This is a genomic window from Paenirhodobacter populi (assembly GCF_004022215.1).
Classification (GTDB): Bacteria; Pseudomonadota; Alphaproteobacteria; order Rhodobacterales; family Rhodobacteraceae; genus Rhodobacter; species Rhodobacter populi.
The window spans coordinates 1-25283 of the sequence record NZ_SAUZ01000019.1 but is presented as its reverse complement, the minus strand read 5'-3'; the positions used below and the strand labels follow the sequence as shown (position 1 = coordinate 25283).

General features: G+C 66.3%; 18 protein-coding genes and 4 pseudogenes. 15 read left to right on the top strand and 7 right to left on the bottom strand.

Features of this window, described 5'->3' with window-relative positions; translation table 11 throughout:
- Positions 1-69: 69 nt before the first annotated feature.
- The 15 genes and pseudogenes from pip to D2T30_RS15895 form a co-directional block, all read left to right on the top strand.
- Positions 70-1038 (top strand): prolyl aminopeptidase, encoded by a 969-nt coding sequence (gene pip, locus D2T30_RS15960; RefSeq protein ID WP_128186939.1) that lies wholly within the window; start codon positions 70-72, stop codon positions 1036-1038.
- 549 nt (positions 1039-1587) lie between these two features.
- Positions 1588-2574, top strand: a complete 987-nt coding sequence (locus D2T30_RS15955) for a TerC family protein (protein ID WP_128209703.1) — start codon at positions 1588-1590, stop codon at positions 2572-2574.
- A gap of 130 nt (positions 2575-2704) precedes the next feature.
- Positions 2705-3313 (top strand): ribosome maturation factor RimP, encoded by a 609-nt coding sequence (rimP, locus tag D2T30_RS15950; protein ID WP_128186943.1) that lies wholly within the window; start codon positions 2705-2707, stop codon positions 3311-3313.
- Positions 3314-3316: 3 nt separating this feature from the next.
- Entirely contained in the window at positions 3317-4927 is a 1611-nt protein-coding gene (gene nusA / locus D2T30_RS15945) for a transcription termination factor NusA (RefSeq protein WP_128186945.1), read from the top strand.
- A complete protein-coding gene (locus tag D2T30_RS15940; RefSeq protein ID WP_128186947.1) occupies positions 4924-5553 on the top strand; it encodes an RNA-binding protein in 630 nt (209 codons plus the stop codon). The genes nusA and D2T30_RS15940 overlap by 4 nt, the downstream gene beginning before the upstream one ends.
- Positions 5550-8078 carry a translation initiation factor IF-2 gene (gene infB / locus D2T30_RS15935; protein WP_128209702.1) on the top strand — a complete coding sequence of 843 codons (2529 nt, stop codon included), beginning with the start codon at positions 5550-5552 and terminating at the stop codon, positions 8076-8078. The genes D2T30_RS15940 and infB overlap by 4 nt, the downstream gene beginning before the upstream one ends.
- A 252-nt stretch (positions 8079-8330) precedes the next feature.
- Positions 8331-9044 (top strand): GntR family transcriptional regulator, encoded by a 714-nt coding sequence (locus D2T30_RS15930; protein WP_128209701.1) that lies wholly within the window; start codon positions 8331-8333, stop codon positions 9042-9044.
- A 183-nt stretch (positions 9045-9227) separates the two neighbouring features.
- On the top strand, positions 9228-10190 hold the full coding sequence (locus D2T30_RS15925; RefSeq protein ID WP_128209700.1) for a dihydrodipicolinate synthase family protein: 963 nt from the start codon (positions 9228-9230) through the stop codon (positions 10188-10190).
- 319 nt (positions 10191-10509) lie between these two features.
- Positions 10510-10767 carry a hypothetical protein gene (locus tag D2T30_RS15920; RefSeq protein ID WP_241651312.1) on the top strand — a complete coding sequence of 86 codons (258 nt, stop codon included), beginning with the start codon at positions 10510-10512 and terminating at the stop codon, positions 10765-10767.
- Position 10768: 1 nt separating this feature from the next.
- A pseudogene (locus D2T30_RS15915) lies at positions 10769-11200 on the top strand (ATP-binding cassette domain-containing protein); the annotation flags it as partial.
- Complete coding sequence (locus tag D2T30_RS15910) at positions 11200-12432, top strand: NAD(P)/FAD-dependent oxidoreductase (protein ID WP_128209698.1); 1233 nt, start codon at positions 11200-11202, stop codon at positions 12430-12432. The pseudogene D2T30_RS15915 and the gene D2T30_RS15910, both read left to right, overlap by 1 nt.
- A 30-nt stretch (positions 12433-12462) precedes the next feature.
- Positions 12463-13464: a 4-hydroxyproline epimerase gene (locus tag D2T30_RS15905; RefSeq protein ID WP_128209697.1), complete on the top strand. Its 1002-nt coding sequence runs from the start codon at positions 12463-12465 to the stop codon at positions 13462-13464.
- The gene (gene lhpI / locus D2T30_RS15900; protein WP_128209696.1) at positions 13461-15146 is read left to right on the top strand and encodes a cis-3-hydroxy-L-proline dehydratase; all 1686 of its coding nucleotides are present in this window, start codon (positions 13461-13463) and stop codon (positions 15144-15146) included. The genes D2T30_RS15905 and lhpI overlap by 4 nt, the downstream gene beginning before the upstream one ends.
- Positions 15147-15153: 7 nt before the next feature.
- Positions 15154-15291 (top strand): annotated as a pseudogene (locus D2T30_RS24325) (proline racemase family protein); the annotation flags it as partial.
- Positions 15274-15507, top strand: a pseudogene (locus D2T30_RS15895) (proline racemase family protein); the annotation flags it as partial. The pseudogenes D2T30_RS24325 and D2T30_RS15895, both read left to right, overlap by 18 nt.
- Before the next feature lie 147 nt (positions 15508-15654).
- Here the strand turns inward: D2T30_RS15895 and D2T30_RS15890 are convergent.
- The 7 genes and pseudogenes from D2T30_RS15890 to D2T30_RS23130 all read right to left on the bottom strand — a co-directional run.
- Positions 15655-17994 (bottom strand): molybdopterin-dependent oxidoreductase, encoded by a 2340-nt coding sequence (locus D2T30_RS15890; protein WP_128209695.1) that lies wholly within the window; start codon positions 17992-17994, stop codon positions 15655-15657.
- A gap of 279 nt (positions 17995-18273) precedes the next feature.
- Positions 18274-19365 carry an LLM class flavin-dependent oxidoreductase gene (locus D2T30_RS15885; protein ID WP_128209694.1) on the bottom strand — a complete coding sequence of 364 codons (1092 nt, stop codon included), beginning with the start codon at positions 19363-19365 and terminating at the stop codon, positions 18274-18276.
- On the bottom strand, positions 19362-21065 hold the full coding sequence (locus D2T30_RS15880) for an ABC transporter ATP-binding protein (protein ID WP_128209693.1): 1704 nt from the start codon (positions 21063-21065) through the stop codon (positions 19362-19364). Before D2T30_RS15880 ends, D2T30_RS15885 begins: the two co-directional genes overlap by 4 nt.
- Positions 21044-21886 carry an ABC transporter permease gene (locus tag D2T30_RS15875; RefSeq protein WP_128209692.1) on the bottom strand — a complete coding sequence of 281 codons (843 nt, stop codon included), beginning with the start codon at positions 21884-21886 and terminating at the stop codon, positions 21044-21046. The genes D2T30_RS15880 and D2T30_RS15875 overlap by 22 nt, the downstream gene beginning before the upstream one ends.
- Complete coding sequence (locus D2T30_RS15870) at positions 21883-22893, bottom strand: ABC transporter permease (RefSeq protein ID WP_128209691.1); 1011 nt, start codon at positions 22891-22893, stop codon at positions 21883-21885. Before D2T30_RS15870 ends, D2T30_RS15875 begins: the two co-directional genes overlap by 4 nt.
- An 18-nt stretch (positions 22894-22911) precedes the next feature.
- On the bottom strand, positions 22912-24552 hold the full coding sequence (locus D2T30_RS15865) for an ABC transporter substrate-binding protein (protein WP_128209690.1): 1641 nt from the start codon (positions 24550-24552) through the stop codon (positions 22912-22914).
- A 490-nt stretch (positions 24553-25042) separates the two neighbouring features.
- A pseudogene (locus D2T30_RS23130) lies at positions 25043-25283 on the bottom strand (hypothetical protein); the annotation flags it as partial.

Genomic DNA, 25283 nt, shown 5'->3' with positions numbered 1-25283 from the left:
CCTCCGGTAAGGGCGGTTCGGTGCAAGCTACCCGTGGCAGGTTGCGTTTCGACGCTATATAGTCCCCCCATGGACAGAAACGCAGGGCAAAAGCGCACGGCCAGCGCCTTTCTTTATCCGCCGGTCGAACCCTTCGACCAGCGCTTTCTGGATGTGGGCGACGGCCACCGGATCTATGTCGAGCAATCCGGCCATCCGCAGGGGCGACCCGTCATCGTCTGCCACGGCGGGCCGGGCGGCGGATCGAACCCGGCGATGCGGCGCTTCTTCGACCCGGCGCATTACCGCGTGATCCTGTTCGACCAGCGCGGCTGCGGCCATTCGCGGCCGCATGCCTCGGTCGAGGCGAACACCAGCTGGGACCTTGTCGCCGATATGGAACGGATCCGGCGCGAGCTGGGCATCCCGAACTGGATCCTGTTCGGTGGCAGTTGGGGGGCGACGCTGGCGCTGCTCTATGCCGAGACGCATCCCGAGCGGGTCGATGCTCTGGTGCTGCGCGGTGTGTTCCTGGCGACGCAGGCCGAATTGCGCTGGTTCTACGGTGGCGGCGCGGGGCAGTTCTTCCCCGACCTGTGGGAGGATTTCACCCGCCCGATCCCCGAGAATGAACGCACCGACCTGATCGCCGCCTATCACCGGCGGCTGTTCTCTGGCGATTACCAGACGGAAATCCGCTTTGGCCGGCGATGGGCCCTGTGGGAAAACGCGCTCGCCTCGGTTGATTACGACGGTTTCCCGGGCGAGGCGCCGGCGGATTATGCCCGCGCCTTTTCCCGCCTCGAAAACCACTATTTCTCCCACGGAGCGTTCCTTGAGGTGGACGATCAGATCCTGCGCGACCGGGCCCGGATCGAGCATATCCCCGCAACCATCGTGCAGGGGCGGATGGACATGATCTGCCCGCCGATCGCCGCATGGAAGCTGGCACAGGGCTGGAAACGCGCCGATCTGCGCTTCATCGCCGCCTCGGGCCATGCGCTGAGCGAACCCGCCATCTCCGCCGCGCTGGTGGGCGCGATGGACAGGATGCGCTAGGGGGCCTTCGGGCCATGCCCCGAGCGAACCCGCCGTCTCCGCCGAACTGGACGGTGCGATGGACAGGATGCGCCGGGGGCGCTTCAAAACCGAAGCCGCGCAAACCCGGAGGTTGGCAGGGGGCCAGCCCCCTCTTGGCCTTCGGCCAATTCACCCCCGGGATATTTATGGAAACACGACGGGCAAAAGGGTGCTCCGGCGGTTATGGACCCGCTTCAAAAGTGCGGTTCAAAGCTCCCGGAAAGGCTCTTTTGCCATCGTGTTTCCATAAATATCCCGGGGGTGAGCGCGGAACGCGCGAGGGGGCTGGCCCCCTTTTCCCCCTGCGGTCTTCCAGGCGCTGGTGGCCATGCCCGCAAGAACGCAGCCGCCGCCCCGCCGATATACGAATGCCCCGCCGCCCTTGAAATGCTCCGCGCCGCCCCCACCTGTTACGGGCGGGCCGGGCCCCTCTGACGTTTCGTGAACGTGATGTCGGACCGCATCGAGTGCGCTCGATGTCTGCCCGGCACTGGCTGACCTCTCGGCGCGTTGCAACAAGAGGTCGCGGTGGAATTTCTCACAATACTTTTTCTGGGCACGCCCGTGTGGATGTGGCTCGTCTTCCTTGGTCTGGTCCTTGGCCTGCTGGTGCTGGATCTGGGCATCCTCAACCGGGAGGATCACGAGATCGGCGTGACCGAGAGCCTGAAGATGTCGGCGCTGTATATCGCGCTCGGCCTCGGCTTCTCGGGCTTCGTCTGGTGGCAGATGGGGGGCGAGGCGACGGCGCAGTATCTGACCGCCTTCGTCGTCGAAAAGACGCTGGCGCTGGATAATATCTTCGTTATCGCGCTGATCTTCGGCTTCTTCGCCATCCCGCGCAAATATCAGCACCGGGTGCTGTTCTGGGGCATCCTTGGGGTGATCGTGCTGCGCGGGATCATGATCGGGCTCGGCGCCACGATCGTCGCGCAATATCACTGGGTGCTGTATCTCTTCGCGGTCTTCCTGATCCTGACCGGCATCAGGATGCTGTTCACGAAGGAGGAAAAGGAGCCCGACCTGTCGAAGAACCCGGTCCTGCGGCTGTTCCGCCGCTTCTTCCGCGTTACCGACCGGATCGAGGGGCACGCCTTCACGCTGAAGCTGCCGGATGCCTCGGGCCGGCTGGTGCGGCATGCGACGCCCCTGCTGATGGCGCTGGTGATGATCGAATTCGCCGACGTGATCTTTGCGGTGGATTCGGTGCCGGCGGTGTTCACCATCACCACGGATCCGTTCATCGTCTATACCTCGAACATCTTCGCGGTTCTGGGTCTGCGGGCGCTGTATTTCGCGCTGTCGGCCGTGCTGCACCGCTTCGCCTATCTGAAATACGCGCTGTCGGTGCTGCTGATCTTCATCGGGTCGAAGATGTTCATCGCCGATCTGCTGGGGTGGGAGAAGTTTCCCCCCGTCTGGTCGCTGGGCATCACCTTCGCCATCCTCGGCGCGGGGATCGTCACCTCGCTCCTGCGGACGCAGAAAGGGACCGGGGAAGCTGCCCCGAGGTGAAGGCTTGCAGAGTCGCGATGTTTCGACTATATGGCCTTCAACAGCGGCGTGTCGGGGTCCAAACCCGGCGCCCACCGGGAAATATCGACGGGCCGCTTCGGCCCGTTTTTTGTTATCTGAAGGATCGGACATGACCGACCTGCCCACCTCTACCCCGAACCTGATCGCCAAGACCGGGATCGACCGCCGACTGGCAGAGATCGTCGCCCCCGTGATCGAGGGGATGGGATATGAACTCGTCCGCCTGCGCATGCAGGGCGGGCGGCATCCCCTGTTGCAGATCATGGCGGACAAGCCCGAAGGCGGCATCGACGTCGAGGATTGCGCGGCGATCTCGACCGCCGTCTCGGCCGTGCTGGACGTCGACGATCCGATCGAGGACAAATATACGCTCGAGGTGTCCTCCCCCGGGATCGACCGGCCGCTGACCCGGCTGAAGGATTTCGACATCTGGGCGGATTACGAGGCGCGGATCGAGACCACCGAACAGATCGACGGCCAGCGCCGCTTCAAGGGCATGCTGCGCGGCACCGAAGGCGACGAGGTGCTGATCGAGATCGAGCAGGGTGGCGAGACGGTGACCATCGGGCTGAAGTTCGACTGGCTGGCCGATGCCAAGCTGATCCTGACCGATGAGCTGATCGCCGAGATGCTGCGCCAGAAGAAGGCCACCGAGACGGTCGATGAGACCGCCTTCGACGAAATCGAAGAAGACACGTCCCCCGACGAGGAGAACTGAGACATGGCAATCACCTCTGCCAACCAGCTTGAGCTTCTGCAGACCGCCGAAGCCGTTGCGCGCGAGAAGATGATCGACCCGGATCTGGTGATCCAGGCCATGGAGGACAGCCTCGCGCGGGCCGCGAAGTCGCGCTACGGCTCGGAAATGGACATCCGCGTCCATATCGACCGCAAGACGGGCCGCGCCGCCTTCACCCGCGTCCGCACCGTCGTGCCGGACGAGGAGCTGGAAAACTATCAGGCGCAGCTGACCGTCGCGCAGGCGAAGCAATACAAGGCCGATCCGCAGGTGGGCGACGAGATCATCGACGAGGTTCCCCCCGTCGATCTGGGCCGCATCGCCGCGCAATCGGCCAAGCAGGTGATCCTTCAGCGCGTCCGCGAGGCGGAACGCGATCGCCAGTATGACGAATTCCGCGACCGCAAGGGCACGATCATCAACGGCGTGGTCAAGCGCGAGGAATACGGCAACATCATCGTCGATATCGGCCGGGGCGAGGCGATCCTGCGCCGCAACGAAAAGATCGGCCGCGAAAGCTATCGCCCGAACGACCGCATCCGCGCCTATGTGAAGGACGTGCGCCGCGAAACCCGCGGGCCGCAGATCTTCCTCAGCCGCACCGATCCGCAGTTCATGGCGGAACTGTTCAAGATGGAAGTGCCGGAAATCTACGACGGCATCATCGAGATCAAGGCCGTGGCCCGCGATCCGGGAAGCCGCGCGAAGATCGCCGTGATCTCGCATGACAGCTCGATCGATCCGGTCGGCGCCTGCGTCGGTATGCGCGGCTCGCGCGTGCAGGCCGTGGTGGGCGAGCTTCAGGGCGAAAAGATCGACATCATCCCGTGGAACGCCGATCAGGCGACCTTCCTCGTGAACGCGCTGCAACCGGCCGAAGTCTCCAAGGTCGTGGTCGACGAAGACGCCCACAAGATCGAGGTCGTGGTGCCGGATGAGCAGCTTTCGCTCGCCATCGGGCGGCGCGGGCAGAACGTGCGTCTGGCCTCGCAGCTCACCGGGCTCGACATCGACATCCTGACCGAGGCCGAGGAATCGCAGCGCCGTCAGGCCGAATTCGCCGAACGCACCAAGCTGTTCGTCGATGCGCTGGATCTGGACGAATTCTTCGCCCAGCTTCTGGTGGCCGAGGGCTTCACCAACCTCGAGGAAGTGGCCTACGTCGATCTGGACGAGCTCTTGGCGATCGAGGGCGTGGACGAAGCCACCGCCGAGGAACTGCAGGCCCGCGCCCGCGACCATATCGAGGCGCAGAACGCCAAGGCGATCGAAGCCGCGAAGGAAATGGGCGTCGAACAGTCGCTGTTCGATTTCGACGGCCTGACCCCGCAGATGATCGAGGCGCTGGCCAAGGACGACGTCAAGACGCTGGAAGATTTCGCCACCTGCGCCGACTGGGAACTGGCCGGCGGCTGGACCACGGTTGACGGCAAGCGCGTGAAGGACGACGGCCTGCTGGAGAAATTCGGCATGACGCTGGAAGAGGCGCAGGACCTGATCATGCACGCGCGGGTCCAGCTTGGCTGGGTCGATCCGACGGAGCTGGAACCGAAGGCGGACGACGCCGAAGAAGAAGAGGCTGACGAAGAATGAGCCGCGGGGGCCGGGAAAATACGAACGAGGAGCCGGAACGGCGCTGCATCGTCACGGGCGATGTGGGGCCGAAGGCCGGGCTCGTGCGATTCGTGCTCGGCCCCGACGGGATGATCTACCCCGATCTGGCCGAGAAACTGCCGGGTCGGGGGATCTGGGTCACGGCGGACCGTGACCTGATCGACAAGGCCGTTGCCAAGGGGATGTTCGCCCGCGGGGCCAAGGCTCCGGCGAAAGCGCCCGAAAACCTCGCCGATCTGGTCGAGGAAGGGCTTGCACATCGCGTCGTGGAGCTTATCTCTCTGGCACGGAAGGCCGGCAACGCTGTTGTCGGCTTTGAAAAGGTCAAGAGCTGGCTGGCTGAAGGCAGGGCCAAGGTCCTGTTGCAGGCGTCAGACGGCTCCGACCGGGGGAAGGGGAAATTGTGGACCCCTCCGGGCGGACGCTGGTTCGGCTGTCTGACCTCTGCGGAATTAGGTTTGGCTTTCGGTCGCGATCATGCGATACACGGCGCGCTTGCGGCGGGCGGACTCACCCCACGCGTGATTACGGAAGCGGCAAGGCTTGCGGGCTTGCGCAAGCAGGACGGCGGAAAGACCGCCTTGAAGGATACGAAGACGGCATGAACGATACGGACGGCAAAAAACCTCTTGGCCTTGGCGGCGCGCGCCCCGGTTCGGTGAAGCAAAGCTTCAGCCACGGGCGGACGAAGAACGTCGTGGTCGAGACGAAACGCAAGAAGGTCGTGGTGCCGAAACCCGGTGCCCAGGCCGGAGGCAAGCCGGGGCATTCCGGGCTGGGCGATCCGTCGCGCCGCCCGGCAGGGATTTCCGACGCCGAGATGGAGCGCCGCCTGGCCGCTCTGCGCGCCGCGAAGGTGCGTGAGGTCGAAGAGGCCGCGCAGCGCGTGGCCGATGAAAAGGCCCGCGAGGAAGAACGCGAACGTCGCCGCGCCGAGATCGAGGCGAAGGAGCGTGAGGAACGCGAACGCGAGGAAGCCCTGCGCCTGAAGGCGGAGGAAGACGCGCGCAAGGCCCGCGAGGCCGAGCTGCGCGAGAAGAAAAAAGAAGAGGTCCGCGCCAAACCCGCGGCGAAATCCGTGCAGCCCGCCGATCCGGCGGCCGCGGAGGCCGTCGAGGCACGCGCCGCGACCAAGGGCGTGTCGACCGTCGGCCCGCGCAAGACCGACCGCGACCGTGATGATCGCGGCGGCGACCGTGGCAATGACAGCCGCAAGGGCAAGGGCGGCGACGAAGGCCGCCGCGCCGGCAAGCTCAGCCTGAGCGACATCGAGGGCGAAGGCGGGCGTCAGCGTTCGCTCGCCGCGATGAAGCGCAAGCAGGAAAAGGCCCGCCAGAAGGCGATGGGCTACGGCCAGAAGGCCGAAAAGCAGGCGCGCGACGTGCAGCTTCCGGAAACCATCGTGGTGTCGGAACTGGCGAACCGGATGAAGGAGCGGGTCGCCGACGTCATCAAGTCGCTGATGAAAATGGGCATGATGGTCACCGCGAACCAACCCGTTGACGCAGACACCGCCGAACTGGTGATCGAGGAATTCGGTCATCGCGCGGTGCGCGTTTCGGATTCCGACGTCGAACAGGTCATCGATCAGGTTCAGGACAGCGCCGAGAATCTTCAGCCGCGCCCGCCGATCATCACGATCATGGGCCACGTCGACCACGGCAAGACCTCGCTTCTGGATGCGATCCGGCATGCGAACGTGGTTTCGGGCGAGGCCGGCGGCATCACCCAGCATATCGGCGCCTATCAGGTGACGACGGAATCGGGGGCGGTGCTGACCTTCCTCGACACGCCCGGCCACGCGGCCTTCACCTCGATGCGGGCCCGTGGCGCGCAGGTGACGGATATCGTCGTTCTGGTCGTGGCGGCGGATGACGCGGTCATGCCCCAGACGATCGAGGCGATCAACCACGCCAAGGCCGCCAAGGTGCCGATGATCGTCGCCATCAACAAGATCGACAAGCCTTCCGCCAATGCACAGAAGGTCCGCACCGACCTGCTTCAGCATGAAGTCGTGGTCGAGGAAATGGGCGGCGACGTGCAGACCGTCGAGGTTTCGGCCAAGACCGGTCAGGGCCTCGACACGCTGCTCGAAGCGATCGCGCTGCAAGCCGAGATCCTCGAACTGCGCGCCAACCCGAACCGGGCGGCGCTCGGTGCGGTGATCGAGGCCAAGCTCGACGTGGGCCGCGGCCCGGTCGCCACCGTTCTGGTGCAGAACGGCACGCTGCGCAAAGGCGACATCTTCGTCGTCGGCGAGCAGTGGGGCAAGGTGCGCGCGCTGATCAACGACAAGGGCGAGCGCGTCGATGAAGCCGCGCCCTCGGTTCCGGTCGAGGTTCTGGGCATCGGCGGCACGCCGGAGGCCGGCGACGTCCTGAACGTCGTCGAAACCGAGGCGCAGGCCCGCGAGATCACCGCCTACCGCGAACATGCGGCCAAGGACAAACGCGCCGCTGCCGGTGCCGCGACGACGCTGGAACAGCTTATGGCCAAGGCCAAGGCCGATGAAAAGGTCGCCGAACTGCATCTCGTCGTGAAGGCGGACGTGCAGGGTTCGGCCGAAGCGATCGTTCAGGCGTTGGAAAAGATCGGCAACGACGAAGTGCGGGTGCGCGTCATCCATTACGGCGTCGGCGCGATCACCGAAAGCGACGTCGGTTTGGCAGAAGCGTCGGGCGCACCGGTTATCGGCTTCAACGTCCGCGCCAATGCCCCGGCACGCGCCTCGGCGCATCAGAAGGGGGTCGAGATCCGCTACTACTCGATCATCTACGATCTGGTGGATGACATCCGCGCGGCTGCCTCGGGTCTGCTCAAGAACGAAGTGCGCGAGAACTTCATCGGCTATGCCGAGATCAAGGAAGTCTTCAAGGTTTCCGGCGTCGGCAAGGTCGCGGGCTGTCTGGTCACCGAAGGCGTCGCCCGCCGCTCGGCCGGCGTGCGCCTGCTGCGCGACAACGTGGTGGTCCACGAAGGCACGCTGAAGACGCTGAAGCGCTTCAAGGACGAGGTCAAGGAAGTGCAGTCCGGTCAGGAATGCGGCATGGCCTTCGAGAACTACGACGACATCCGCCCCGGCGATGTCATCGAGATCTTCGAGCGTGAGGAAGTCGAACGCACGCTGTAAAGGCGTGCTTCAAACCGGGATCGGGCGGATGCCGATGGGTCGCAGGGGGCGCCGCCCCCTCTGCCCTTCGGGCATTCACCCCCGGGATATTTATGGAAGAATGAAGGGGATGCGGCTCTCTTCAAGGTACAGCGGATGCGGAAAGCGGGCTTCGGCCCGCTTTTTCCATGGTACCGGACGGCGCGACCGATCTCTCGCCCTTCTTGTCAGCACAATTCATGTATGCAACTGGTGGACATGAAGGGTGGGGTCATGACCGGAAACGCGAAGAAACTCGAAACGGTGGCAGTCGAACGCAAGCGCGGTTCGGGCGTCAAATATGTCTATGACGTGCTGCGCGACGAGATCCTGGACCTGACCCTGCCGCCCGGCAGCCCGATCGACGAGATCCAGCTGTCGGAACGGCTGAAGATGTCGCGCACCCCGATCCGCGAGGCGTTGGTGCGACTGGCGAGCGAGGGGCTCGTTTCCACCCTGCCGAACCGCTCGACCATCGTGTCGAACATCGATTTCCTGAACCTGCACACCTTCTTCGATGCGCTGACCCTGATGTATCGCGTTACCACGCGGCTGGCCGCCGAAAACCATGTTGCCGCCGATCTGATCGCCATCAAGGCGCATCAGGCGGCGTTCTCCAAGGCCGTCGCGGCGCAGGACGCGCTGGCGATGATCGCGACGAACCGCGACCTGCATGCCGCCATCGCCGAGGCGGGCCGCAACCCCTATTACACCAGCCTGTTCTGCCGCCTGCTAGACGAGGGACGCCGCCTTCTGCGCATCTATTACCAATCCTACGACGATCGCCTGCCGCATGAATATGTCGAGGAGCACAACCAGATGATCGCCGCGATCGAGGCGCGCGACATTGACCTGTGCGACCGACTGGGTCAGCAGCACGCCGATCAGATCGTGGCGCAGATCCAGAAGATGATCTCGCGTGACAGGCGCCACCCGATCGCCCTCTGATCCCCGTTTCTTCCGGCGAACGCCCGCGTCCCGTGTTTCATGCTGCAGGCGCGGCCCGGAAAATGATGTCGATTGCGCGGAAATTTTGTCGACAAGTAAAATACAAAAGATATTATGGACGCATGCCAACCGCAGCGCGGAGCCGCCCGATTCCGGCTGCCTGCCCGACACGAGGAGTTTCAGATGGATTCGACGATCTTCACCGGGACCATTCCTGCCCTGATGACGCCCTGCCGGGCGGACCGCACCCCGGATTACGATGCGCTGGTGCGCAAGGCCGAACAGATGATCGCTGCGGGCATGTCCGCCGTGGTCTATTGCGGCTCGATGGGGGACTGGCCGCTTTTGACCGATGCCGAGCGGATGGAAGGCGTCGAACGTCTGGCCAGGGCCGGGATCCCGGTGATCGTCGGCACCGGCGCCGTCAACACCCGGACCGCCGTGGCCCATGCCGCGCATGCCCGGAAGGTGGGGGCCAAGGGGCTGATGGTGATCCCGCGGGTGTTGTCGCGCGGTTCGGTCATCCCGGCGCAGAAGGACCATTTCAAGGCCATCCTGTCGGCGGCGCCCGACCTGCCGGCGGTGATCTACAACAGCCCCTATTACGGCTTCGCCACCCGCGCCGACCTGTTCTTTGCGCTGCGCGCCGAACATCCGAACCTGATCGGCTTCAAGGAATTCGGCGGCCCGGCCGACATGCGTTATGCGGCGGAAAACATCACCTCGCGCGATGATGACGTGACGCTGATGATCGGCGTCGATACCGCCGTCTTCCACGGCTTCGTCAACTGCGGCGCGGCGGGCGCGATCACCGGCATCGGCAACGTGCTGCCGAAAGAGGTGCTGCATCTGGTCCGCCTGTGCGAAGCCGCCGCCAGGGGCGACGCCGAGGCCCGCGCCCGCGCGCTGGAACTCGAATCCGCGCTGGCGGTGCTTTCCTCGTTCGACGAAGGCCCGGATCTGGTGCTGTTCTTCAAATACATGCTCGTGCTGAAGGGGGAGGCGGAATATGCGCTGCACTTCAACGAAACCGACGCGCTGACCGAAAGCCAGAAGGGCTACGTGACCCGTCAACTGGCGCTGTTCGAGACATGGTATGCCGACTGGAGCAAACTGCCCGGTGCGGTGCAGACATACGCCGCCTGATCCGGCGCGGGACGGCGCCGACGGCCGGAACCTTTCGCGTCGTGCCTCTGGCAGGGCGGAAAGTGGGCGCCGCCCCCTCTTTGCCTGTCGGCAAATTCACCCCCGGGATATTTGAGGAAAGACGATGGAGCAAAACGGATCTGCCGTCGTTTTTCCATAAATATCCCGGGGGAGTCGCCGGTACGGCGACGGGGGCAGCGCCCCCTTCTGCCGCGCCGGACATTTTGTATACTTATTGTGTTTTATATTGCGCGACAGATGCAGCAGCCACATAGTTGACCAAGGAACCAAAATCCAACAGCGGAGAAATTGCCAGGACATGACCTATATCGTCCTGCCGCTGGCCACGCGGGTCGCCCTGCCGTCATGGATCGGGCTCGCGATTGGCGTGATGAAGGATTCCGCGCCGGTCTACGTCGTGCAGGTGACGGAACTGCTGAAATCCACCCAGATCCTCATCACCCGCCTGCAGCAGCCGCTCTTCCTGCCGATGATCTGCGGCGCCTTCCACTTCATCATCTCCTTCCCCATCGCCCGTTTCGGTGGGTATCTCGAAAAACGGTGGTCCAATGATTGAGATCGAGAATGTCCGCAAATCCTTCGGCCAGCTCGAAGCGCTGAAAGGCATCGACCTGACCGTGCAGAACCTGAAGCATGTCGGGCTGGGCGACAAGCTGTCGGCCTGTCCTTCGCGCCTGTCGGGCGGGCAGCAGCAGCGCATGGCCATCGCCCGCGCCCTTGCCATGTCGCCCGAATACATGCTGTTCGACGAGGTGGCTTCGGCCCTCGATCCGCAACTGGTGGGCGAGGTGCTGGACACCCTCAAGATGCTGGCCGAGGAAGGCATGACGATGATCCGCGTGACCCATGAAATGGCCTTCGCCCGTGACGGGTCGGACCGGGTCGCCTTCTTCGACAAGGGGGTGATGGCCGAAATCGGCACGCCCGGGCCGATCTTTTCGGCCCCACAACACCCCGAAACGCGGAAATTCCTGGCGAGCGTGCGTTGATGCAAAACTCTGTCATCGTTGTTGGCGCAGGGGTCGTCGGGCTGTCGGCGGCGATCGCGGCGCAGGCGCGCGGGATGCGGGTCACCGTGATCGACCGCGAAGGCCCCGCCGCCGGGGCCTCGGCCGGGAATGCCGGGGCCTTCGCCTTCACCGACATCTTTCCGCTGGCCTCGCCGCGGATCTTCCTCAAGGCGCCGCGATGGCTGATGGACCCTTTGGGGCCCTTGTCGCTGCCGCCTGCCTATGCGCTGCGCATCCTGCCGTGGCTCCTGCGTTTCACCCGCGCCTGCGCGCCGGATCGCGTCGCGGCCTCGGTCGCCGCGCAGACGGCGATAATGGATCTGTCGAAGGCCGTGCTTGAGGGTTTCCTGACCGCCACCGGCACCCTGCCGATGCTGCGCAAGAACGGCAATCTTGAGGTCTATGAGGGCGAGGCGCAGTTCCGCAAATCCCTGCCGGGGTGGGAGGCGCGCGCCCGCCACGGGATCGCGTTCCGCCATCTCACGGCGGCGGAGATGCCCGAGGTGCAGCCCGGCCTCGCGCCCCGCTTCACCCATGGCACCTTCACCCCCGGCTGGTATTCCATCGCCGATCCGAAGCTCTATACCCTCGCGCTCGCCGATCATTTCCGCGCCCGCGGCGGGGTGATCGAACGGGGCGAGGTCATCGCCCTGCGCCCCTCGGACAGCGGGGTCGAGGTGCTGGCCGACCGCCCCTTCCGCGCCGACAAAGTGGTGATCGCGGCGGGCGCCTTTTCCCACCGGATCGCCCGCACCATCGGCGAGAAGATCCCCCTGGAGACCGAGCGCGGCTACAATACCACCCTGCCCCCTGACGCCTTCGACCTGCGCTGTCAGGTCACCTTCGGCGGTCATGGCTTCGTCGTCAGCAGCCTGTCCACGGGGCTGCGCGTCGGCGGCGCGGTCGAGCTTGGCGGGCTGAACCTGCCGCCGAACTTCAGACGGTCTGAGGCGATGCTGCGCAAGGCCGCCGCCTTCCTGCCGGGGCTGAGGACCACGGGCGGTGTGCAATGGATGGGGTTCCGCCCCTCGCTGCCCGACAGCCTTCCGGCGCTTGGCCCCTCCCGCGTCAGCCGCAACGTGATCCATGCCTTCGGCCACGGCCATCTGGGCCTGACGCAATCAGTGGGCACGGCGCGGATCGTGGCCGACCTGCTTGCGGGGGTGCGCCCCCCGATTGACATCACCCCCTTCTCTCCCCAACGCTTTTGATGCGGGCCTGCGCCCGCGGAGGTTCCGACAATGGCTGTGCATACTTTCAGCTGCATCGACGGCCACACCTGTGGCAATCCCGTCCGGCTGGTTTCAGGCGGCGGTCCGCGCCTCGAAGGCGCCAACATGATCGAGAAGCGCGCCCATTTCCTGCGCGACTTCGACTGGATCCGCACCGGCCTGATGTTCGAGCCGCGCGGCCATGACATGATGTCGGGCACCATCCTCTATCCGCCCACCCGGCCGGATTGCGAGGTGGCCGTGCTGTTCATCGAAACCTCGGGCTGCCTGCCGATGTGCGGCCACGGCACCATCGGCACCATCACCATGGGGATCGAGAACGGCCTCATCACCCCGCGCGAACCCGGCCGCCTGTCGATCGAGGTGCCGGCCGGCAAGGTCGACATCGACTACGTTCAGGACGGCCGCTTCGTCGAGGAGGTGCGGCTGACCAATGTCCCCTCCTTCCTGATGGCCGAGGGGCTGAGCTGCGTGGTCGAGGGGCTGGGCGAGATCGTCTTTGACGTGGCCTATGGCGGCAATTTCTACGCCATCGTCGAGGAACAGCCGAACTACCGCGACATGGCGGATTACACGGCGTCCGAGCTGATCGAATACGGCAACCGCCTGCGCGACGCGATCGCGGCGAAATACGAATTCGTTCATCCGCTCTATCCGGAAATCAACGGCGTCCATCATATCCAGTGGACCGGCAGGCCGACGCAGCCCGGCGCGCATGCCCGCAACGCCGTTCTGTATGGCGACAAGGCGATCGACCGCAGCCCCTGCGGCACCGGCACCTCGGCCCGGATCGCGCAGCTTGCGGCCAAGGGCAGGCTGAAGGTCGGCGATGAATTCTGGCATGAATCGATCATCGGCTCGATCTTCAAGGGACGGGTCGAGGCCGAAACCACCGTGGGCGACCGCGCGGCGATCATCCCCTCGGTCGCCGGCTGGGCGCGGCAGACCGGGATCAACACCATCATGATCGACGACCGCGACCCCTTCGCGCATGGCTTCGTGGTGAAATGACGCTCGCGCCCGCCGGCCGCTTCATCGTCACGGGCCCCGCCGAGGGGCGCGTTCTGGCGGCGGATCAGGGGCTGAGCTTCTGGGGCGGCGTCGATCCCGCCACGGCGCGCGTGATCGACGCGCATCACCCCTGGGCGGGCGAGGATATTCGCGGCCGGGTGCTGGTCATGCCGACCAGCCGCGGCTCCTGTTCCGGCTCGGGCGTGCTGCTGGATCTGGCGCTGAACGGGCGCGCGCCCGCTGCGCTGATCTTCCGCGAGGGCGAGGATGTGCTGACGCTTGGCGCGCTCGTCTCGGGGCTGCTGTTCGGGCGCGGGATCGCGGTGGTCCGGCTGAACGAGGCGGCCTTTGCCGCCGCGATGCGTGCGGACCGGCTGGAGGTCACGGAGGACGGGCTGCGGATCGGGGCGCTGTCCATCCCGCTGTCGCCGCTGCCCCGGTCCGATCTGGCGCTGTCCGACCACGACCGGGCGCTGCGCGACGGCGCGGGGGGCGAGGCCGCGCGCCTTGCCATGGAAATCCTGATCGCCATGGCGGCGCAGCAGGGCGCGCCCGAACTGATCGACGTGACGCAGGCGCATATCGACGGCTGCATCTACGCCAGCCCCGCGAACCTGAGTTTCGCCGAGATGATGCTGGCCAAGGGCGCGCGGGTCCGGGTGCCGACGACGATGAACGCGATTTCCGTCGATCACGCGCATTGGCGGGCGCAGGGCGTCGCGGCGGCGTTCGGCGCGGCCGCCGCCCGGCTCGCCGATGCCTATGTCGAGATGGGCGCCGCCCCCAGCTTCACCTGCGCACCCTACCTGCTGGACACCGCCCCCGGCGCGGACGAGGCGGTCGGCTGGGCGGAATCGAATGCGGTGATCTTCGCCAATTCGGTGCTGGGCGCGCGGACGGTCAAGCACCCGGATTTTCTGGACCTGTGCATCGCCATGACGGGGCGGGCGCCGCGGTCCGGGGTCTATCTGGCGGATCAGCGCCGGGCGGGCAAGGTGCTGCATGTCACCCCGCCCAAGGGCGCGGATGATGCCTTCTGGCCGATACTCGGCTATCTGGCCGGGCTGCACGCGCCCGATGTGGTGCCGCTGATCACGGGGCTTGAGGCCCTGCCCGCCAGCCGCGATGACCTCAAGGCGCTTTGCGCGGCCTTCGGCACCACCTCCGCCGCGCCGATGCTGCATGTCGCCGGCCACACGCCCGAGGCGCATCTGCCCCCGCTTCCGGGCGCGTCTCGGGTGGACCTGACCCGCGCCGATTTCGCGCAGGTCTGGCAGGACTTCAACCGGGCGCCCGAGACCATCGACCTCGTGGCCTTCGGCAGCCCGCATTTTTCCCTGACCGAATGCCGGGCGCTGGCCGGGCTGCTGACCGGGCGCCGCGCGGATCGGGTCGCGGTGATCGTCACGCTTAGTCGCGACGTGCTCCGGGCCGCGCGGGCCGAGGGGCTGCTGGACCGTTTCGCGACCTTCGGCATCCGCACCGTGCCGGACCTGTGCTGGTGCTCGATCTCGGAACCCGTGTTTCCGCCCTCCGCGCGGGTGCTGATGACCAATTCCGGCAAATATGCCCATTACGCCCCGGGGCTGAGTGGCCGCGCCGTCCGCTTCGGCAGCCTGCGCGCCTGCGTCGCGGCGGCGTGCACCGGCCTTGCCCCTTCCCTCCCCGACTGGCTGACCTGAGGTTCCCATGCGTTCCAGCAAGACCATCCATGTGATTTCCGCCCATGCCGAAGGCGAGGTCGGCGATGTGATCGTCGGCGGCGTCGCCCCGCCCCCCGGCGCGACGATCTGGGAACAGTCGCGCTGGATCGCCCGCGACGGCACGGCGCTTTCGGCGCGGATGGCGGTGCTGCACCGGCGCGGGCTGATGCGCGAGGGCGACAGGCTGACGGCCGTTTCGCTGATCGACTCGACCTTCACCGGCCGCATTCTGGGTGAGACGCAGATGGGCGGCCTTCCCGCGATCCTGCCCGAGATTTCGGGCCGCGGCTGGATCACCGGGACGCATCAGCACATGCTCGACCCCGCCGATCCCTGGCCCGGGGGATACCGGCTTTCGGACACATGGGGGCGCGCGTTAGGAGATCGCGGCGCAGGGGGCGCTGCCCCCTCGGGCCTTTGGCCCTCACCCCCGGGATATTTTTGGAAAGATGAATGGGAGGGGGCGCGCGGGCGGTTTCCGGGGCGCCTAACCGGGCATCCGGGGCAGAATGTCGCGATGCGGCACCGGGTCCGGCGCCTCCCCCGTCCATTTCGTTACATCGACCAGCGTCAACTGTCCGGCGCAGCCCTGACTGAGGATCGAGGCGCCGCGATCCGATGTCAGGATGTTCGGGTTGCCGTTCACGCAGATCGTCATCTCGCGGCTTTCGCCGGGGGGTGTCAGGCGGCGGGGCGCATACCACGCGCCGGTCGAGAGCTGGATCACCCGTTCGCGGACGCGGGGCGACAGCTCCAGCACGGCCAGTGCGCCGCCCCGGTCGTTGCGCAGCAGGATCGTATCGCCCCCGGCCAGCCCCAGCCGCAGGGCATCAGTGGGGTTCATCCGCGCCACCTCGCGCCCACGGCGCTTGGTCTGCATGCTGACCGCACCGAAGTCGAGCTGGCTGTGCAGCTTGCCCTGCGGCTGGTTCGCGACAAGCTGGAACGGGAAGCGGTCGGTCAGCGCGCCGCCCAGCCATTCCTCGGGCTCCATCCATACCGGATGGCCGGGCAGGCCCGCGCGGGCGATGCGGGGGCAGAAGATCTCGATCCGGCCGCTTTCGGTGGGCAGGGCGCTGCCTTCGGGGGCCGCGTGAAAGCGGTCCATGCGGGATGGCGTGTCGGACAGCGGCAGGGCGACCGGGCCGCCGCGCATGAAATCCGCGAAGTCGGGCGCGGGCAGACCCATGCGGGCCAGCGCCTCCCGCGTGCGCTGATAGATCCGTTCCTGCCAGCCGCGGGCGTCGAGCCCCTCGGTATATCCTTCACCGCAGCCCAGTCGGCGGGCGAGCGCGGCGAAGATGTCGTAATCGTCCCGCGCTTCGCCGAACGGCGGCGCGAGGCGCTGCATCGGGATCATCAGCGGGTCGTTGCCCGCCGCGCCGATGTCTTCGCGTTCGGCGGTCAGCGTCGCGGGGAAGATGATATCGGCATGGGCGGCCGTCGCCGTGCCCACGCTGTCATGCACGATGATCGTATCCGGCCGGGCAAAGGCCCGCGTCAGGCGCTGCAGGTCCTGATGGTGGTGGAACGGATTGCCGCCGGCCCAGTAGACAAGGCGGATATCGGCGTAATGGCGCGTTTCGCCCTTGTAGGTATAGGCCTTGCCGGGATGCAGCAGCAGCTCGGAAATCCGCGCGACGGGGATGAAGTCGGGCACGCGGTTGCGCCCCTGCGGCAGCCTTGGCAACGGCACGGCAAGCGGGCGGCGCCCGCGATCCCCCATCGACCCCAGCGAATAGGTGAAGCCCGCGCCCTTCAGCTTCCCCTGCCCCAGCATCGAGGCCAGCACCAGCGCCATCCAGATCGGCTGTTCGCCATTCTCGGCGCGTTGCAGGGAATAGGTCACGCTGACATGGGTGCGCCCCGCCGCCGCCTGCGCCGCCAGTTCCCGGATCGTCGCCGCCGGAATGCCCGTGATCGCCGCGGCCCATGACGGGGTCTTGGGGATGCCGTCGGTTTCGCCCTTCAGATAGGGCAGGAAGCGGTCATAGCCGCTGGTGTAGCGGGCCAGATAGTCGCGGTTGACCAGATCCTGCTCTTCCAGATGCCAGGCCATGCCCAGCATCAGCGCCACATCCGTGGCCGGGCGCGGCGCGATCCAGCGCGCGCCGGGCAGGTCGGGCAGATCGTCGGACAGCGGGCTGACGCAGACGAAGCGGCATCCGCGCCGGGCCGCGCGTTCCATCGCCGCGCGGGCGACATGCGCGCTGGCACCGCCGGGCGCCACCTGCATCGGCCTCAGGGGCAGGCCGCCGAAGGCCAGCACCATGTCCGAATGCTCTGCGATCTCGTCCCAATAGGGCGCATCCTTCGTCATCAGCGAGGCGGCGCCATAGACGATTTCCATCACCACCTCGCCCGCCGCCGAGGAATAGGTGTTCACCGAGGAGACATAGCCCCCGAAAACCGAATTCAGGAAGCGGTGCAGCAGCCCCTGCGCATGATGGAACCGCCCGGCCGAGGACCAACCATAGGACCCGCCAAAGACATGCGCGCCCGGCATCGGCCCCGTCTCGGGCAGAGCACCGGCGCCCAGACGCGCAAGCTCACCCGCCGCAAGATCCAGCGCCCGATCCCAGTCCATCTCGACATAGGTATCGCGGCCGCGCCTGTCGTCGGGGCCGGGGCCATCCGCAAGCCAGCCCCGCCGCACGAGCGGCCGGCCGAGCCGCGCAGGATGGTTCAGCGCCGTGGCAAGATTGTGGATGATCGGCGAGGGATCGGGATCGCTGTCGAGCGGCCGTATCTCCAGCCCCGCGCCCTGCGCGCGCGCCCGGAACGCCCCCCAATGGCTGCTGTGGAACCGGAAGGGCGCGTCATTCATCGCGCACCGCCCATCAGGGTCGCGTGACGGGCCCGCAAAGCTGCGACCTCTGATTCAACCTCTGGAGGAATATGCGACAGGATCCGGACCTCATTCCATTGTCAGCGACCGTTTATACATAAGAGCGCCTTCCAGAACCACCCCGGACGCTCCTTCTCCCCATCGTGTTTCCAGAAATATCCCGGGGGTGAGCGCGGAACGCGCGAGGGGGCTGGCCCCCTGCCTCCCTCTCCGCGCGCGCGAGGTTTCGGTTTGAACATATGCCATGCGGATGCCGGATCACCCCGCCGGCGACCAGCCCAGATCCGGGGCAACGGTTTCCGCCAGATCGGCCAGCAGCCGAATATTCTCGGCCAGGCCGAAGGCGGGCGGCAGGAACAGCACAAGCTCATCCGCCGCCGCAAGGCCCGGATCGCTGAAGATCGCCTCGCGCACCTGATCGGGCGTGCCGTGGAAGACCGGCGAGATCTGGCTGCCCGGCGGCTGGGTCGTGCGCGCGGTCGGCGCAAGCGCGCCCGCGGGGCGGGAGGCGGCGATGCCCTGGGTGCGGCGCTCATGGTCGTAGGCCGCATATTTCGCCCGCAGCTCATCGGTGGTGCCAACGAGGATCGAGGCCGCGACGGCGACGGGGGGCGGCTCGGTTCCCCATGTCTCGCGCCAGGTGGTGCGGTACGCCGCGATGCAGCGGGCCTGATAGGCGCCGAAGCTTTCCCCTTCGTCGTGGTCGTGCTGCACGGTGCCGGAGATCAGCCCGATGCCAAGCTCGGCCGCCTGTATCGCCGAGGCAAGGCTTGCCGACCCCTGCCGGATGCGGTTGCGCAATGTCGGGCTGTGCGGCGTCACGCGCAGTTCGGTGCCCTCGGGCGCGCCTTGGCCGGGGCCGTCGACGGTATAGAGCACCTCACCCGCGATGGCGGCAAGGAAGCGCGCCTGCCGGCGCTTCGCCTCGGTCCGCGCATCGGTATCGACGGCGCCGAACACCGCGTCGAAGGCCGCGTTGTTGCCGGTGGCGATCGCCAGTTCCAGACGCCCGCCGATCAGCAGATCGGTGGTGCCCGCTGCCTCGGCCAGCAGGATCGGGTCCTGATAGCGCATCGGGATGACCGCCGATCCCAGCGTGATCCGCCGCGTGTGCTGGCCCGCCGCGGCAAAGAACGGCAGAGGCGAAGACAGGTAGTGGTCGAAATGCCGCTGATAGGCCCAGCCGGACTGATAGCCAAGCTCCTCCGCCGCCCTGAACAATTCGATCCCGTCACGCAACCCCTGCGCCGGGCCGTCGGCATCGTTGAACGACACGCGGGTGTTGAAGCCAAGCCGCCGCTTGGGCCGGAACGACACGGGCGGGTTTTTCGCGGGAACGGTGATGGTCATGCGATCTGTTCCTTGAGGGGAAAGGCGTGCGGGTTGCGGTGGGTGCCGCCCTCGATCCCCGACGGGATCGATTTCAGCAGGGACCGGGTGTAGGGCTGCCGGGGATTGTCGAAGATCTCGCCCACCGTGCCGTGTTCGACGATGCGCCCGCGATGCATCACCGAAACCGTATGCGCGATCTGCCGCACCAGCGCGAGGTCATGCGACACGAAGACATAGGTCAGGCCGAGCTTCGCCTGCAGCGACAGCAGCACCTCGACGATATCGGCCTGCACGCTGACATCGAGGGCCGAGGTCGGCTCGTCCAGAACGATCACGTCGGGCTTCAGCACCAGCGCCCGGGCGATCGCCACGCGCTGCCGCTGTCCGCCCGAAAGCGCCGTGGGCCTGCGCGACAGGAACTGCTCGCCCAGACCGACGCTGGCCAGCGCCTCGCGGACCTGCTCGCCCCGCTCCTTGGGCGTTCCGATGCGGAAGCGGTCCAGCGGCTCGCGCACCAGATGTTCGACCTTCCATGTCGGGTCGAGCGAGGTGAACGGGTTCTGGTAGACCAACTGAAGATGCCGCCAGACCGCATGCAGCGCCTGTTGCGAACGGCCAGCCAGCGGCGTGCCCGCGACGGTGATATCCCCGTGGTCGGGCTGGTCGAGGCCCAGCAGCAGTCGGATCGTCGTGGTCTTGCCCGAGCCGGATTCCCCCACCAGCGCATGGGTGGTGCCGGCGGGAACGGCGAAGGACACATCGTCTACCGCCTTCAGCACCTTGCCGTCGACCGAAAAGGTCTTGGTCACGCCGCTGACGGCGATCTTCGCCTTTCCATCCGCCAGACGGGCAAAGCCCGGATCGCGCAGCGCGGCGTAACGGTCCGGGTTCAGCGCCGGGACATCGGCGCGCAGCTTGCGCGCATAGGCCGAGGAGGGCGCGGAGAACACCGCCGCCGTGCTGCCCGCCTCCTGCACCGACCCGCCCTTGAGCACCACCAGCGCATCGGTCCGCTCGGCAGCAACCGCGAGGTCATGAGTGATGAGCAGCAGGCTGATGTCCAGATCCTGCTGCAACCGCGACAGCAGTTCGAGGATGCGCTTCTGGATCGTCACATCCAGCGCCGAGGTGGGTTCATCCGCAACCAGCAGCGCCGGGCGCGGCAGCACCGCAAGGCCGATCAGCACCCGTTGCAGCATCCCGCCCGAGAGCTGATGCGGATAGGACTCATAGGCCCGCCCGGGATTGTCGAGCCCGACCTGCGCGAAGGTTTCAAGGATCAACTCCTTGCGGATGGCCTTGTCGGGTTCGTCGAGCAGGGCCGCCGCCTCCTGCGCCTGCGCGCCGATCGTGCGCACCGGATTGAGCGCATTGCCCGGATCCTGCGGCACGAAACCGATCCCGCGCCCGCGCAGCGGCCGGAAGCGGCGCTCCGGCAGGGCAAGGATTTCCTGCCCGTCAAAGGTGATCCGGCCGGTGGCCCGGGCGTTGCCGGGCAGCAGCCGCAGCACCGACCGGGCGATGGTCGATTTGCCGGAACCGGATTCGCCGATGAGCGCGAGGCTTTCGCCGCGGCCCAGTTCAAAGCCGACGCCGGTCACGACCTCTTGCGGGCCGTAGGAGACGGACAGATCCTCGACGCGCAGGAGGGGGCCGGCCCGGCGCGGGGCGGTCACGATGCGGGTGAGCGGGGGGGTCAGTTTGTCTTGCGAAGCCATCTGCTGATCCTGTTCACGGAAAGAACGGTCGCGATCGTGACGAAGGCGGGGGCATAGACCAGCCAGGGCCACTTGAGGTAATCCTTGCCGATCGAGATCAGCAGACCCCAGTCGGAAGCGGGCGGCGGATCGCCATAGCCGAGGAAGGCGAGGCTGGCGATCACCAGAATGGACAGGCCGAACCGCAGCACCGCCAGCGGCAGCACCGAGCGCGAGGCATTCGGCAGCACATGCCGCAACAGGATGTGCCAGCGCGATCCGCCGAGCAGGAACGACGCCTCGACAAAGGCCGCCTGCCGGGTCTTGATCACCTCGGACCGCATCACCCGGGCAAAGACGGCCACCGCCGAAACGCCGGTGGCGATCGCGGCATTGGTGGTGTTGAAGCCAAGCGCGGTGACGACGATCACCGCCAGCAGGAAGTTGGGGATCGCCAGCAGCACATCGACCAGCCGGGCGAGCACGACATCCACCCATCCGCCCAGAAACCCGGCCAGAAGGCCCATCAGACCGCCCACCACAAGGCCGATGACCACGGCGATGAAGGCGCTGGTGACCGAGGAAGCGGTGCCATAGACGACGCGGGCGTAAAGATCGCGCCCCAGATGGTCGGTGCCGAACCAATGCGCGGCGCTCGGGCCCAGCAGCTTGTCGGCGGGGACGCCGCTGGCGGGATTGTGGCTGGTGAAGAGGCCCGGCGCGACCGCCCATGCCAGCACCAGCGCGACGATCAGGAAGGACAGGAGGACGGCCGGGGGAAAGGTCTCGGACCAGCGTGCCGTCCTGATGCGCGCGGCAAGGGGATTGAGGGAGAATGTCATTCGGTCACCACACGCGAAGGAATGTTGGCTGAACCCTCGTCCGCGGTGGTCGGACGCCGAACCGCGCCCACCAGCTTCACCCGCGGATCGAGCAGCGGATAGACGAGATCGGCGATCAGGTTGACCACCACGAAGACCACCGCCGCGAGCGAGACGATCGCCTGAAGCACCGGCAGATCCTGCGTCGAGACGGAGCGCTGCACCAGACTGCCGATGCCGGTGCGGCCGAAGACCGTCTCGGTGATGAGCGCATTGCCCAGAACCTCGCCCACCATCAGCGCGATGACGGTGACGACCGGCAGCGACGAGGGCTTCAGAAGGTGGAGGAAGAACAGCCGCACCTGCCGCAATCCGCGCGCGCGGGCGACGGCAGCGTATTCCTGCCGGGATTCGTTGTCGAGGTTGGCGACAAGCACCTCGGCGATCTGCGCGGAGATCGGGGTGGCCAGCGTCACGGAGGCGAAGAACGTCGCCCAGAAGCTGTTCGGGTCGATCACCCGGAACAGGCCGAACTGAAAGCCGAAGATATGGATCAGCAGCAGGCCGATCACGAAATTCGGCACCGACAGGAACAGCGACGGAATCCCCCGCACGATCCCCTGCCCGTATTTTCTGGGCAGGGCCTGACTGCCGTAACCGATCAGCCCCGCGATGATCAGCGAAAAGGCCAGCGTCATCGAGGCGAGGATCAGCGTCGAGGGTAGAACCTCGGCGATCATGGTCGCCACCGGCCGGCCGGAGCGCATCGACAGCCCCAGATCGCCGGTCACGAAGCCCGAGAGCGCGTCCCACAGCTGCACCGGGATCGGCCGGTCCAGCCCCTGCGCGGCGATGATCGCCTGTATCTCCTCCTCGGAGAAGCCGTTCTGCGGGTTGCGCAGGACGTTGGTGACCGGATCGCCCGGCAGGATGCTGACGACGATGAAGGTGAAGACATAGGTCAGCAGGATGACCACGACAGCCTGAACGATACGTTTCGCGGCATAGACCAGATAGGCATTTCTCATCCCGGTCACCCCCTTGCGTTACTTGCTTTTTCTGGCGGTGTAGTAGCTGGCGTAGGCGACGCCGTTGTAGACCTCGCCCTTCAGCTCCGGCGCCTGCACGTAGATGCGCTGGACGATCTGCGTGCGCGGGATGAAATAGCCCTGATCGAGGACATAGGCCTGCAGCTCGTCCAGCAGCGGATCGCGGATCTCCACGGAACCGGCGCTGGCGATTTTGTCGCGCAGATCGTTCAGCTTGGCGTCGCTCTCACCCAGACCGAACCAGTTCTCGCCCTTGTTGGCATCGGTGAGGATGCTGGCCACGGTGCCCGCGTCGATGAAGCTGCGCGTCACCTCATAGGCCGGAACGGTGGGGCTGGCGTAACGGACCTTTTCGCCGAAGGTCACCACGTCGAAGGCGCGGATGACGACCTTCCAGCCGATCTTGCCAAGCTGCTGGGCGATCAGTTCGTCGACCGACTTCGAGGTGGCCAGATAGGGGTTGGAATGCACGATCAGCGTCAGTTGGGTGCCGTCCTTGGCGCGGATGCCGTCGGCCCCCTTGACCCAGCCCGCCTCGTCCAGAAGCTTCTCGGCCCTGTCGGGATCATAGGCCAGCAGGTCGCCGTGATCGGTCGCGCCGGGCACGTTGCTCTGGATGAACGAGGTCGCCAGCAGCCAGTCGGGCGTGTAGACGGTGTCGATGATCTCCTGCCGGTCGATGCCGGCCTGAAGCGCCTGCCGGACCTTCACATCGTCGAACGGCGCGACCTGCGTGTTGATCGCCCAGCCGTTCACGAAGCCCAGATAGCGCGGCGTGGCGACGGTGAAGCCCTCTTCGCCAAGCGATTCCAGTTCCTGGGGCGAGGCGTTGTAGGCCACGTCCGCCTGACCCGACTGGACCGAGGCGACCCGCAGCGACGGCTCGGGCACCAGCTTGTAGGTGATGGAATCGAGGAAGGCCGGCCCCGTGTGGCCCACCGCGGGCGGACCCCAGTTGTAATCCGCGCGCTTGACCAGCCGGACGAAATCGCCCTCTTTCCACGCCTCGACCAGATAGGGGCCGCTGCCCGCGGTCTTGCCGAGATCCGCCTGATCCGAGGCGGGCTGCGCGATGCTGTTGGGCGAAATGAGGATCGACCCGTGATAGCCGAGCGTCGGAATGAAGCCGAGCGTCGGCGCCTTGAAGTAGACCTTCACGGTCGCCGCATCCACCGCCTCGGCCCGGTCATAGGTCTTGGGGAACAGGCCGATCGGGTTGATGCCCTCGCCCGTGCGGCCGGCATACCAGATGTCGAGATTGGCGATGACCGCCGCCGCATCCAGCGGCGCCCCGTCGGAAAAGGTCACGCCGCTCTTGAGGTGGAGCGTGAATTCGGTCGCGTCGTCGTTCTGTTCCCAGCTTTCGGCAAGCCACGGGCTCGCCTTGCCTTCGGCATCGACATAGACGAGCTTGTCGGTCACATGGCCCCAGATATGGCCCTGAAAGCTGGAAATCGCGCTGTTGTTCGGGATCCAGGTATCCCCCAGCGAGTCGATGAGGAAGACGATGTCCCCCCCGTCCTCTTCGCTGGCCTGCGCGTGACCGGCCGTCATCCCGAGCGTGGTGAAGGTCAGGGCCGCCGAGGCGACCAGCAGGCGGCGCCGGGAAAGGGTGACCTTGGAAAAGAGTTCAGCCATGAGGAAATCCTGTCAGTTCAAGTTGTATCGCGCATCGGCCGCAGCGAAGCTTTTGCCGATACGGGGGGGTTCGGGTGGCAGGGTGCGCAACATCATGCGCCCGCCGCGATGTGCGGACACCTCGGGCCGGGCGGATGCGCGGTCCCTGTGGCATCATCGTCTTTGATGGACCCGGACGGGCGCCGGGCGGGCGGGACGGAGCAGCCCTTCAGGGCTGCGATGTCGTACAGGTCTGGATCAGGTCGACCGTCATGTGTTCATCCTGTGCTGCCGCGGCATGTTACCCCGGGCGTGTCGTGACCCGCCCCGGAGGAGGGGAGATAACTTGCCTACTTTGGTAGAAGGACTGGTCATTCTTGTCTATTCTGTTGCGGAGCGATTATCGGAAACCATCTTCCGTATCCGTCTCTGCAAAGAGCATATTTCGGCACCCGTCGGCCCAAACGGGGGCTAGGCGGGATTTTCCCGATGTTTTCGACAGGGACTCACGTCAGGTCCGGTTCGCCGCCGGGCGTGCGAAACCCGGCGGCAGGCCGGCTGCGCGGAAGACCTTCATCCGCGACGATATCGGGCCACGGCCTTTGTCGGGCCGGGCTTTCATCGTGGGCCGACAATTCTGTGTGTTGATCTGCATTGCGGCCAGTCCCCAGGCGGTCATTTCGGCGACGAGGCCGCGGCTTGCGCGGTCGAAGGCCTCGACGATATCCTCCGTGCGGGTGGTCGGGCTCGTG

What these genes read in the sequence shown, in the direction of transcription:
- pip (WP_128186939.1), top strand. Translation starts at nt 70, where the DNA reads ATGGACAGAAACGCAGGGCAAAAGCGCACGGCCAGCGCCTTTCTTTAT.
- rimP (WP_128186943.1), top strand. Translation starts at nt 2,705, where the DNA reads ATGACCGACCTGCCCACCTCTACCCCGAACCTGATCGCCAAGACCGGG.
- nusA (WP_128186945.1), top strand. Translation starts at nt 3,317, where the DNA reads ATGGCAATCACCTCTGCCAACCAGCTTGAGCTTCTGCAGACCGCCGAA.
- D2T30_RS15940 (WP_128186947.1), top strand. Translation starts at nt 4,924, where the DNA reads ATGAGCCGCGGGGGCCGGGAAAATACGAACGAGGAGCCGGAACGGCGC.
- infB (WP_128209702.1), top strand. Translation starts at nt 5,550, where the DNA reads ATGAACGATACGGACGGCAAAAAACCTCTTGGCCTTGGCGGCGCGCGC.
- D2T30_RS15930 (WP_128209701.1), top strand. Translation starts at nt 8,331, where the DNA reads ATGACCGGAAACGCGAAGAAACTCGAAACGGTGGCAGTCGAACGCAAG.
- D2T30_RS15925 (WP_128209700.1), top strand. Translation starts at nt 9,228, where the DNA reads ATGGATTCGACGATCTTCACCGGGACCATTCCTGCCCTGATGACGCCC.
- D2T30_RS15920 (WP_241651312.1), top strand. Translation starts at nt 10,510, where the DNA reads ATGACCTATATCGTCCTGCCGCTGGCCACGCGGGTCGCCCTGCCGTCA.
- D2T30_RS15910 (WP_128209698.1), top strand. Translation starts at nt 11,200, where the DNA reads ATGCAAAACTCTGTCATCGTTGTTGGCGCAGGGGTCGTCGGGCTGTCG.
- D2T30_RS15905 (WP_128209697.1), top strand. Translation starts at nt 12,463, where the DNA reads ATGGCTGTGCATACTTTCAGCTGCATCGACGGCCACACCTGTGGCAAT.
- lhpI (WP_128209696.1), top strand. Translation starts at nt 13,461, where the DNA reads ATGACGCTCGCGCCCGCCGGCCGCTTCATCGTCACGGGCCCCGCCGAG.
- D2T30_RS15890 (WP_128209695.1), bottom strand. Translation starts at nt 17,994, where the DNA reads ATGAATGACGCGCCCTTCCGGTTCCACAGCAGCCATTGGGGGGCGTTC.
- D2T30_RS15885 (WP_128209694.1), bottom strand. Translation starts at nt 19,365, where the DNA reads ATGACCATCACCGTTCCCGCGAAAAACCCGCCCGTGTCGTTCCGGCCC.
- D2T30_RS15880 (WP_128209693.1), bottom strand. Translation starts at nt 21,065, where the DNA reads ATGGCTTCGCAAGACAAACTGACCCCCCCGCTCACCCGCATCGTGACC.
- D2T30_RS15875 (WP_128209692.1), bottom strand. Translation starts at nt 21,886, where the DNA reads ATGACATTCTCCCTCAATCCCCTTGCCGCGCGCATCAGGACGGCACGC.
- D2T30_RS15870 (WP_128209691.1), bottom strand. Translation starts at nt 22,893, where the DNA reads ATGAGAAATGCCTATCTGGTCTATGCCGCGAAACGTATCGTTCAGGCT.
- D2T30_RS15865 (WP_128209690.1), bottom strand. Translation starts at nt 24,552, where the DNA reads ATGGCTGAACTCTTTTCCAAGGTCACCCTTTCCCGGCGCCGCCTGCTG.